We start from the raw sequence: 7983 nt of genomic DNA on the forward strand, positions 1-7983 counted from the left end.
CCCCAGCCCCGCTCCTTAATCCACGTCCCTATTGCCGGGCGCTCTTATGCACCCTTGATCGAGATCGTTGCGACCCGAGAAGCCGAGAAGGCCTGCGAGTGATCGATGTGGGCACGATGTGGGCACGCCGGTTCGACGTGTGGGCACCCTCAGCTGCTCCTCGGCGTCGGCAGTCCATGCACAGGGCGTGCATGCGATCACCCCTCCTCTCCGGTGTCGTCGGGCCCGAGGGCGGCGGCGATCCGCGGTCGCGCCGCTTCGTCCTGCCCGACTGCCAGACCCAGAAGGTAAGATTTTTTATCCATGAGCACAGCCGATGACCGGACCTGGGCACATGCACTGGTCGACGAGCTGGTGGGCCAGCCCGATCAGGCTGCCGACAGGGCTGTAGCGGTTCTGCATGCTCATGCTGCGGCGCTTGCGTGGGTGCGTGACACCACCAGGTTCTACCCAGCGCCGCCCAGTATCGCGGCGGAGTTGAACAGCGTCGCCATGCGACTACGTACTGGGGCTGACGAGGGCGATCCAGTGGCCGTGCTCGGCCGGGTGGCGGTCGACGCGCTTGCCGCTTACCGGGCAGGCGTGGCCGTATGAGCGGCTATGGTCCTTGACGACCTCGTGCTGAGCTGGCCGGTACTGGCAACGAACACCACCGTAGGGAGTTGTCCCGGCTGCTGCGTGGCGCCATCGACGGCGGTCCGGCCTTGGATGTGCCGGCACTATGCCTGGCTGAAGTCACGGCAGCCCGTCCCGCCCTCGCTGGGCACCTCGCCGATATCCATAGCTGCGGCGCTTACCGGCGCGATCGACATCTGCGGGCTGAGCCGCATCGACCACATCTAAGGGCGTCCCTGCCGACCTGCTGTCATTGTGAATGATTCCCGTAGGTCGTCGGCGGGGTGGGGATGGCTCAGCCGATGCGGTGGCCAGGTGTTTCAATCCCTTCAGGGATGATCAGTGGCAGATCCGGGCCGCGGCGTTCTTGAGGGTCATTACAAGACCAGCGGGCCATAGAAAATTATACGGAGCTTCTCGAGCTGCTCGTCCGCAAACACGGCCTGCTTACCCGAGACGGTCGTAACCCCGATCGACATGATTATCTCGTCAGGAAGGAGAGCGAACAGCTGGGCCGCTCAACCATGCCCGTGTGCCGCGCCGATGAACCGTTGCGGCAGGAGACTGACCCGCGCCGCCGCCCGTGTCAGGCCGGGTGGCGATTCGAGGAGGAAGCCGTGCTTCGCCTCGCGCGCCGCGGCCAGGCATTGGTCGCACCCGGCCGCGGCGCGCGCATATCTCCGCGGGCACGCCGCGGCCCAGCGTACGAAGACGTTCAGACCCCTCCATGATTCACCTGCGGCCTGCCCGCGGCCGTGTCAGCGACACACCACTCCAGGTTTATCTCCCCGGGCTGGCATCGAGCGTGCGGTGGAAGAATTCGGCGGTGTCACGCCGGATCTCCACCGCGTGTCCGGTGCAGCAGTGATCGCCATCATCGTAGATTTTCAACGTGACTTCTTGATCCCGGTGTCTTTTTTGCAGGCTGTCCCTGAGCCATTCCTTGTCCCGTATGGTTACCAGTGGGTCTTTCCTGCCATGGACGATCCGCAGCGGGACCCGCACGTTGTCGAGCAACGCCTCGTTGCGCAACGAGAAAACCGTGTCCGCTTCGGGAAGATCGTCTGGGCCGGTCACGCCGAGCACCTGACAGTACTTGCTTTTCAGGAAAAACGGCAGTTTCCGGAACCCCGCGGTGTCGACCGGTCCGCCGAGGTCGTAGACCGCACCCACCCGTGGGTCCTCGGCGGCCAGCTTGATTGCCCACAGGCCGCCCCAGCTGATGCCGATGACACCGATGCAAGAAGCGTCGACCGGATATTGCTCGCTCACCGCGTCCATGGCCGCCTGGACGCTTTTCGTGAAGTCCATCGACCAGGTCAGTCCCTCGAGAAAGAAGCTCTCGCCCTGGCCGGGTCCGTCGAGACAGAACACCGCGAATCCGTTGTCCTGCAGTGCGAGCTCGGTCGCGAGGTGCTCCTCCTTCGTGTCATCCATGCCGTGAATGATTATGATGAGCGGCGCGGGAACGCCAGCATTGCGCGGAAGATGCAGGTTGCCGTAGCATTTGCGGTCAGCCCACGGGATCTCCAGCCGGTGATAGAGCTCCCCCCACGCCAACGACTCGGCCGCCAGATAGTAGTCACGGGAGCGCCGGTACGCCGTGCGTTTCACGTCGTTGATGGGGAGGCAGCCCCACTGGGTCATATGCGCCAGATAGGATAGATGGCGAAGTCCGTCGATGCGTTTCTGCGCGCTCTGGTCGGCGTCCTTTTCAACCTGGTCCGCAGCCTCGTCAAGCAGGACCGTGGCGGCGTGTGGCCAGTCGTCTATGCTGTCTATGCTGTTAAGGAAGCGCATAAGTGTCTCGTCGGAGATGGATGATGCTCGCCACCTGTTCCAGAACGGGCGGGTCACGTTCTTGACGCCCACTGTCCTGGACAGGGAGCGGACGGTCCAACTTGCCACTCTGTCGACGAATCGGTAGCTTTCCGTGTCGCTGACGTTCGGATTTACCAAAGTACTCATTAGTTTTTCACACCGAATTTCATGGACTCGACCGGAGTGAGCTCGATGAGTTTCGCGCCGCGACGGACGGCGTCCTCATCAAGTGCCGCGATCGGTTCAGGCCGCGGATCGGTTGCCAGCCGTCGTTCGTTCGCGTCGATGACCTGATAAAGGTCGAACCCGTATTGGTTGCGCATGATTTTGCGACCGAGTTCATTGATCATGCAGTTCGTGCTACAGGTGCCGGTATTTTTCGGTTTACTCCAGCCGATCTTTTCCAAATCGGCTATCTGCTCGTCGACCGACGGTTTGGCGACGATCTCGTAGAACGGCACCAGCGCGGTTCGGCAGGGTTGTGAATCCAGTAGCCGAGCGGCCTCGGCGTCTTTTTTCAGGGCGTACGAGCGCAGCCGGGAGACGAACTTCTCGACCAGCGTGTCAACAGCTGGCAGGCCACCACCGGAAAGCACCGGTGAACCATTCAGATCGAGACGGTTCTGTCCTTTCTGCGTTCCGATGAAACAGAATGGAATATCGTTGTCATAGCAGAAGACCGTCGCGTGCGCGGCGATCGTCGCAAAGCACGGCCAACAGGCGGAACCATAGGTCATGGCTGAGCGGACCAAGTCGCGGTCACCATCCTCGTTGACCATGAAGCCCAGGCGGAACAACGAGTCCATCGGCCTGCGTTCGGGCTCGGCGATAATAAGCTCGATGCCGAGCCTCTCACAGAGCTTCTGTGCGTTCTTGATAGCGATCGGCGACTGGTAGCCCTGATTCAGCATCCACGCGGCAACCCGGAGATCGCGCCGGGCCAGCTCCATCAGCATCCAGCTGGAATCCTTCCCGCCGCTGTAGAGAACCACCGCGTCGTACTTTGCTTCAGGGCGTTTCTCGGGAATGCTCGCGACGAGCTCTACCAGCCCCTTCATGGAACCGGGCAGAACTGAAGAAAATCGGCTCGTGGCCGACGATCCGAGGATGCGCCGCAGCCGGTCGTTATGATAGATCTGGATGATGAGGCTGAGTATCCACTTCTGATTTTTTTCGTTACCTTGTCCGTGCCCCGTTGTTCTGTTCGTTTCTGTGCAGTAGGAGCACAGGTCGCCAGCTGGGTACGTGGACACGCCGCTGTCGGTGGCAGTGATGTACTGGTCGTAGGCGAGCGGCATCCCGCAACGTATGCAGACGGAGGTGTTGATCTCAGCGCTCATTATTGGCTCGCCCCTCCAGAGGATTCTTTTCCGATGGCCGCCCGCAACTTGCCGATGGGCAGCACATGCGGACCGCACTGCAGCGCTGGAATGCATAGCTTGTTCTGGTCGAATGCCGTCATGTACGCACTGATCATTTCTGCCGTCGGTTCACCGATGGTGGGTGTGATTCCTGGCTCCAACGCAAATATCATGCCTTCGGTGAGGCATGACCAGGCCGTGCTGCTGCCGTCCGCGTCGACTTCCGCGAAGTCGAACGGGAAGCGGGACCTGAAACCGATACTGCGGCAGTCCACCAGGCCGGCCTCGCACGGTACGATGTCGGCCCGCTCCACGACACGCCGCCACGCGCCCTCTCGCGACCAGCAGTACGGCTGGCTGTCGTCAATCAGGATAGTGCCGGGGGCCACCTTGTCTATGTCCACGACGTACGCGGTGCTCACGGCACTGACGAGCACATCGGTCGAGTAGCAGGAGCTGTCCGCGGGCAGCGCACCGGTGGCATCGGTGATTTCGAAAGAAGTCTTCAGCCCGGTTGTGCGCCGAAACTCCTCGGCCAACCGATCGAGCTTACCGCTCATCTGCGGACGGTCGACCAGGACGAGTTCGCTGGGCTTCTCCTCCACCGTCGACAGCAACTGCGCGAAGGAACGCCCGATGCTGCCGACACCGATGACCGTCACCTTTTGTTCAGCGGGCCTGCGGCCAAGCTCCTCCACTGCCTTTTCGTATGTCCGCAGCACGCTGATCGAGGTGACCGCGTGCCCGGTCGTGACGACGATTCCGGCCTGTTCGGCCGGTTTCACGAGCTTGTGGCCGTACAACGAGAGCGCGCCGGTGAGACCACCGAGACAGAGCACCTTTGCACCGGTCTCGGCGGCGGCGGCGATCGCGTCGACCTCCAGGACCTGGCCGCAGTGCCTGCGGGCGGAGGCGTCGATGAGCTCGTTGGCATAGAAGGGCAAGAACAGGATGCCCACCCGCAACGCTCCGATCGTGACGATTTCACCGAAGACCGGTTTCATATGGCGCGTTAGTTGAAATCGGTCGGCCATGCTGAGGTGAACGCTCCAGGGAAACAGTCGGGGGAGATCGTTCTCGTCGCGCGGATGGGTGACAAGAACAACGTCCAACGCCCCGCTTGACTCCTTGGTTTTCCGCCATTCCGACAGAGCGTCGGGACCGATGAAACCGCTCGATTCTGACACGTCTAACCTCCTGCTTCGGGGCGGGCAAATATGGCCATCGGCGGTCTGCTGTGATCGATGCCAAGGAGGAGCCTAGCTACTGGACCGATTATGCGCATTCTCAGGTCTTCGATCGGTACGGATCGTCCTGAAAAAGAGCATCCAGCGGTCCGGCAGCCTGTTTCCTGACTGGACAGATTTTCCGCGCGTTTGGATTTTTGGATTTGGCTATTTTTGCAAAAGATTATTTTGGTTGGACGATTTGTGACTGAAGGCAATGGCTGGTGCCTTGTCCTGATCAGTTCGTGGGTGGGCAGTTGCCAGTGACGTACTGTTACCGATATCTGGACCAATCGTCATTGGCCACGCGAACCATCCTCCGGCGGTACCCGAGGGGAGGGAGCGGTCGCCGCGCTGCCTCGGCTGGCCTAAGAGTGCCCGGCAATGGGACTGTCCGGCCCGTGGCGGCCGATTTACATCGCTGTGATGGCAGACTGTGCGTGAGATGGTGGGCGACGGGAGGATGCGGATGACGGGGCAGTGGGCGTCGGCTGCCCGCCGGCTGTCATGCGCGGCGGTTGGGCCGCTGTCCATGTCTTTTGTCGTCCGGCCCGCGGGAAGCTTGTGCGCCGTCCAGCCCGCTGGGAGATCGTGATGCCTCCTTCGGGGTTGCTCGCGGAGGACCCGGAACGAATCGGTTCCTACGTTCTTCTTGGCCGGCTCGGTGCCGGCGGCATGGGCGTCGTCTACCGGGCGGAAGATCCGCAAGGGCTGGTGGTCGCGCTCAAGGTCATCCGATCCGATATCGCCGACGATCCCAAATTTCGGAAACTGTTCCGGCGGGAGGCCCGCAACGCCCAGCGGGTTGTGCCGTTCTGCACCGCTCCGGTACTGGATGTCAATGCCGACGCCGAGCAGCCGTATATCGTCACCGAATTTGTGGACGGTCCGACGCTCAGCGCCGTGGTCGAACGGGACGGTCCGCTTCCGGACGTCAAGCTGTACCAACTCGCGGTCATGACCGCGGTCGCGATGATCGTGATTCACGATGCCGGAATCGTGCACTGTGATCTCAAGCCGTCGAACGTGTTGCTGTCCCCGCTCGGCCCGAGGATCATTGACTTCGGGGTTGCACGTGCTGTCGACGCCACGACCGCGGCCACCCAGACAGGTGTGTTCGGGACACCTGCGTTCATGGCACCGGAGCAGATCAGGCGTTATAACAGCGTCACTCCGGCAGCGGATGTCTTTGCCTGGGGCGGCATGATTGCCTATGCGGGCACCGGCCGGCGGCCGCATGGGGACGGCAGGCCCGATGTGATGCTTTACCGGGCCGTGCACGACGAGCCGGATTTCGAGGGTTTGGACAGCAGGCTGCGCCCGCTTGTCGCGAAAGCGATGGACAAAGATCCCCAGCGCCGGCCGTCGGCGACGGACGTGCTCGTCGAGTTGTTGAGCAAACATGCGTCGGAACAGGAACTGGAAGACATCCTGACCGAGATTCGTCGCGGCCAAGTCCGTGGGACGGAGCTGGCCGCGATACTCAAGCGGCTGCTCAGCCTCGCCGCGGCGGCAGCTGAAACGACCGTCTCGGTCCTGCCCCCGCGGAGCCTATCCACCGGCACGAATACGCCGATTTCGACCATGAACAACACGACCGTTCCGGATGAGAACGCGCCGCGGCCGATTCCGGTCCCACCGGCTCGTCACCAGCCGGACCAGGAAAAGGGTAAGAAGGAAGGCACGCGTAATGGCGGGCTCGGCCGGCTCCTTCACCGGCGGCGGTCCCGTCTTCTCGCGGCGGTCGGCGCGGGCGCGCTGGCGGTGGCCATCATATGGGCCTACAACCCGCCCCACCCACACTCGGTCGTGAAACCCACGTACGTGATTGGTTTCCAGGGGACGCTGACCGGTGGGAACGCGGCACTCGGCCGCAGCTCCCTCCTGGGCGCCCGGACGGCTGTCGAGCTTGCGAACCAGGACCCTGATCTCCCCTTCAGGTTGACGATGAAGGAGTCGGACGATCAGGGTTTGGCGGATAAGGGTGCTGGCGCAGCCCGGGAACTCATCGACGATCATAGTGTGGTGGCCGTCATCGGCCCCACCTTCTCCGGGCCGGCGGAGAAGAGCATATTGAGTTACTCCGGCGCCGGTCTTGTAGCAGTGAGCCCGTCGGCGACCGGGCCCGGGCTGACCTCGCTGGGCGTGGGCCCGGTGAGTACCTTCTTCCGGACAGTTTCCCCGGACACGGTGCAGGGGCCCCAGAGCGCGAAGTACATGATTTCGAAACTCAGCCCTCGTGGCGTTCTGGTGCTCTTCGACAGCAGCAACTCATACGGTACGGGTCTCGCTGATGAGCTGGTGAAACAGCTCAACCGGATCCAGCAGCAAAAGAATTTGCCTGTCACCGTGACCACCCGGGCGGCTGCCCCGGGCACTGACTACGCGAAGCTTCTCACGGATCTCAGTTCGTATAACCTGGTGTACTACGCCGGTTATACGTCGGAGTTCGTCGAGATAATCAAGATTCTCCGGCAGCGGAAATTCACGGGCACGATAATGAGTGGTGACGGGAGTAACAGTGATCTGCTGCTCACGGGAGTGGGCGGGGACGGTGCTGAAGGCGTTTATCTTACCTGCCCGTGTCGCGAAGTCGCCGAGATCGAACCGCGGAGCCAGGCGGTGCAACAGTTCGTCGACACGTATGAAAAGATTTCTTCAGATGTGCAGCCGGACTTCTACGCCGCCGACGCCTTCGATGCCACCAGAGTCGTCATCGAAGTCCTGAAGCGCCTGCATGGGAAGGTGAGCCGCCAATCGGTCGCCAGCACCTTCGGCGATCCGAAATTTATCAGGGATTTCGAGTTTGAAGGCATAACGAAGAAAATCAAATTCGACATGAGCGGAGAGGTGCAGGGCGGTGATATTTTCATCTATCAGGTCAGGAACGGGCGGCGGCGGTATATCGGTAGCGCGGTGGAACTGGCCCGTGGGAATGACTGACCCGCGGGAATGGCTGG

Annotated in this window: 6 protein-coding genes; 3 read left to right on the plus strand and 3 right to left on the minus strand. The window is 62.0% G+C overall.

The window, feature by feature from the left end:
• Nucleotides 1-303: 303 nt before the first annotated feature.
• Nucleotides 304-594 (plus strand): hypothetical protein, encoded by a 291-nt coding sequence (locus MJ797_RS08185; RefSeq protein WP_239333375.1) that lies wholly within the window; start codon nucleotides 304-306, stop codon nucleotides 592-594.
• A gap of 6 nt (nucleotides 595-600) precedes the next feature.
• Nucleotides 601-843, plus strand: coding sequence for a hypothetical protein (locus tag MJ797_RS08190; protein ID WP_239333377.1), 243 nt, complete (start codon nucleotides 601-603; stop codon nucleotides 841-843).
• 552 nt (nucleotides 844-1395) lie between these two features.
• Here the strand turns inward: MJ797_RS08190 and MJ797_RS08195 are convergent.
• The 3 genes from MJ797_RS08195 to MJ797_RS08205 all read right to left on the minus strand — a co-directional run bounded on the left by MJ797_RS08195 (nucleotide 1396) and on the right by MJ797_RS08205 (nucleotide 4984).
• Nucleotides 1396-2487: a S9 family peptidase gene (locus MJ797_RS08195; RefSeq protein ID WP_239333379.1), complete on the minus strand. Its 1092-nt coding sequence runs from the start codon at nucleotides 2485-2487 to the stop codon at nucleotides 1396-1398.
• Nucleotides 2488-2582: 95 nt separating this feature from the next.
• Nucleotides 2583-3776 (minus strand): hypothetical protein, encoded by a 1194-nt coding sequence (locus MJ797_RS08200; RefSeq protein WP_239333381.1) that lies wholly within the window; start codon nucleotides 3774-3776, stop codon nucleotides 2583-2585.
• Complete coding sequence (locus MJ797_RS08205; protein ID WP_239333383.1) at nucleotides 3776-4984, minus strand: hypothetical protein; 1209 nt, start codon at nucleotides 4982-4984, stop codon at nucleotides 3776-3778. The genes MJ797_RS08200 and MJ797_RS08205 overlap by 1 nt, the downstream gene beginning before the upstream one ends.
• A 633-nt stretch (nucleotides 4985-5617) precedes the next feature.
• Between MJ797_RS08205 and MJ797_RS08210 the strand changes: the two genes are divergently transcribed.
• Nucleotides 5618-7966, plus strand: coding sequence for a bifunctional serine/threonine-protein kinase/ABC transporter substrate-binding protein (locus MJ797_RS08210; RefSeq protein WP_255738558.1), 2349 nt, complete (start codon nucleotides 5618-5620; stop codon nucleotides 7964-7966).
• The last annotated feature ends 17 nt before the right edge of the window (nucleotides 7967-7983 follow it).

The organism is Protofrankia sp. CiP3, from assembly GCF_917627345.1.
Classification (GTDB): domain Bacteria; phylum Actinomycetota; class Actinomycetes; order Frankiales; family Frankiaceae; genus Protofrankia.

Coding starts and splice junctions, on each gene's coding strand:
- MJ797_RS08190 (WP_239333377.1), top strand. CDS start 601: ATGGTCCTTGACGACCTCGTGCTGAGCTGGCCGGTACTGGCAACGAAC.
- MJ797_RS08200 (WP_239333381.1), bottom strand. CDS start 3,776: ATGAGCGCTGAGATCAACACCTCCGTCTGCATACGTTGCGGGATGCCG.
- MJ797_RS08210 (WP_255738558.1), top strand. CDS start 5,618: ATGCCTCCTTCGGGGTTGCTCGCGGAGGACCCGGAACGAATCGGTTCC.
- MJ797_RS08185 (WP_239333375.1), top strand. CDS start 304: ATGAGCACAGCCGATGACCGGACCTGGGCACATGCACTGGTCGACGAG.